General features: G+C 32.6%; 3 protein-coding genes. 1 reads left to right on the top strand and 2 read right to left on the bottom strand.

The window, feature by feature from the left end; genetic code table 11:
* The first annotated feature begins 245 nt into the window (after nt 1-245).
* Nucleotides 246-779, top strand: a complete 534-nt coding sequence (locus AC07XN_RS24140; protein ID WP_309920627.1) for a MarR family winged helix-turn-helix transcriptional regulator — start codon at nt 246-248, stop codon at nt 777-779.
* Here AC07XN_RS24140 and coaD read toward each other — a convergent pair.
* Together coaD and AC07XN_RS24130 are read right to left on the bottom strand one after the other, a co-directional pair.
* Nucleotides 769-1,227: a pantetheine-phosphate adenylyltransferase gene (coaD, locus tag AC07XN_RS24135; protein WP_309920629.1), complete on the bottom strand. Its 459-nt coding sequence runs from the start codon at nt 1,225-1,227 to the stop codon at nt 769-771. The two genes, AC07XN_RS24140 and coaD, sit on opposite strands and share 11 nt — an antisense overlap.
* 104 nt (nt 1,228-1,331) lie before the next feature.
* Nucleotides 1,332-2,190: DUF3822 family protein (locus tag AC07XN_RS24130; RefSeq protein ID WP_494744902.1), on the bottom strand; the 859-nt coding region annotated here is incomplete at its 5' end.

Raw genomic sequence — 2,190 nt, 5'->3', positions numbered from 1 at the left:
TGTTAATTCGTTGAATAATTTGATTTTAGAGAAAAAACACTTCTGATAATCAAGCAATTTTGCCGTTTGACGCCACAAAGGTAAACTAAGTTTACTAAATTAGTCAAGTTTATTGACAATTATTTTTTTTGTATTATCTTTGTATAAAATTTAGTAGATTTATTTCTACTAGCACACATACAGAAAATACAAAAAATTATAAAAATTAAGCAAAAACACGTTAAATCCGTGTTGAAGGGGAAATCATGGATAATAAATTATTGGAACTCAATGAGTTCAAGGAAGCTAAAAATCGTCATCTTGGGCGATTGATTTCAAAGTCACAAAGAATAGTACGAGCATTAGCCAGTGAGTTTTTACAGGCAAAAGGATATACAAATTTTAGGGTTGGGCACATGGTAGCTTTAATCCATATTGATTTAGAAGGTTCTAATATTAACAATTTGGCTCATTTGGCAGGTGTAACCAAACAGGCAATGAGTAAATTGGTAAAAGAATTACAAGACGAAGGCTTTGTAACGATAGAAAAACATCCTAGCGATGCCAGAACGCTTATTGTAAAATTAAGCGATAGAGGCATCAATACGATGTTGCATTGGAAAGAATGTACTATTAATATTGAAAACAAATTCTCAGAAATCATTGGTACCGAGAAAGTAGAGCAACTAAAAGATATTCTATCAGTTATTGTTAACAATTACGAGAACAATCTTTTATCGACGGCAGATACAAATATGATGAAAATGAATCTAGCCGATACAAAACCAACTACTTATTAATATTATAAGGAAGAAAGGCGTCGATGCTAGTTCCATAGCGATGTAAATCACGAATAATGGTTGAACTAATGGGTGCTAAATGTGGAGAAGTAATCAGGAATACCGTTTCTAGTCCATCTACAAGGTAGCGATTTACCTGAGCAATTGAGTTTTCATACTCAAAATCAGTTGTATTTCTCAATCCTCTCAACAGGAAATTAGCACCCATTTCAATAGCTACATTAGCCGTTAGTCCATTATAGGAAACGACTCTTACTGGAGTGCCTTCAAAAGTCTCCTCAATCCAACTAATCATTTTTTCAATAGGGAAATAGCGCGCTTTGTTACTATTATGTCCTATTCCAATAATCACTTCATCAAATAACGAGAGTGCTCTTACAACGATATCTTCATGTCCTTTTGTAAAAGGATCAAATGAGCCAGGAAAGAAAGCGATTTTTTTTTGCACAATCTTGTTGGTTTGGTGAGTTATGTTTAGGGATTGGGATACCTCCACAGCTGTATAGTTACCCAATAATGTTTTATTTGTTAATAAGATTCACTCTGAAAAAATTATACCAAAAGCCAAAGATAGCGATGTTTCTCTATCAGCCCTTCCTCTATATTTTCATTTAATGAATCTCCTACCTTTACTTTAGGCAAATATTGATTTAATAACTGAAACTCTTCTGATTCTTTATCAATGTTGCCATAAAGCCTAATAAATATTTCATCGGGTTCTATTTCTAGCTCATTCATCACGAAAAGTACAAAATATACTAAATCTTCAGAGGTTTTATAATGAAAACGATTGCAAAACTTTAAAACGCCATTAATAGAAACCACCATAGTAAAAGCCGTTTCGCCAAAATGTAAGAAAGCAGTTTGTGCTCTACTAGACGTGAGAGCAAAATCAATCAACTGACTTGAAAGGTGTTGATATTGTAAATTCAAGAGTGGGTAAGCCTCTTCAAACCAGTTAAATAACTGGCGATTGCTACTATAAATATTGATTAACGCTAAATCTGAATGAATATTAGTCCTTACTTCTTCATCTGCCTCAAGCACTTGTCCTTTGGCTAATTGCAAATATTTATTTATATATTCCTTCTTGTATAATGCGGTTGGCAACAATGTAAACGACTGATTATCAATCGTAATGCTAATTGATTTCCATTTCAAAGATTTTAAGAAATCGTGTTGTCCGAAAATCATTTCTAAATTAGCAATCAATGAATGGCAATGTGGCTCAACGGGAAAGTGATAACTCTCTAAAGCAATTAATGACTTATCAAGTGAATCTTTTACAAAAAAATAAAAATGCGTTTCTGATAATTCGCAACCAAGCTGATATTGATTGATTTTCTTAATATCAAAATTGGGCGAAATAAATTTCACTTGCGGTAAAATATGTAAAGTGTCTGTTTTCAAT

Source organism: Arcicella sp. GW458-12-2-14-TSB2 (genome assembly GCF_059423785.1).
This window is presented reverse-complemented; position numbering and strand designations above follow the sequence as displayed.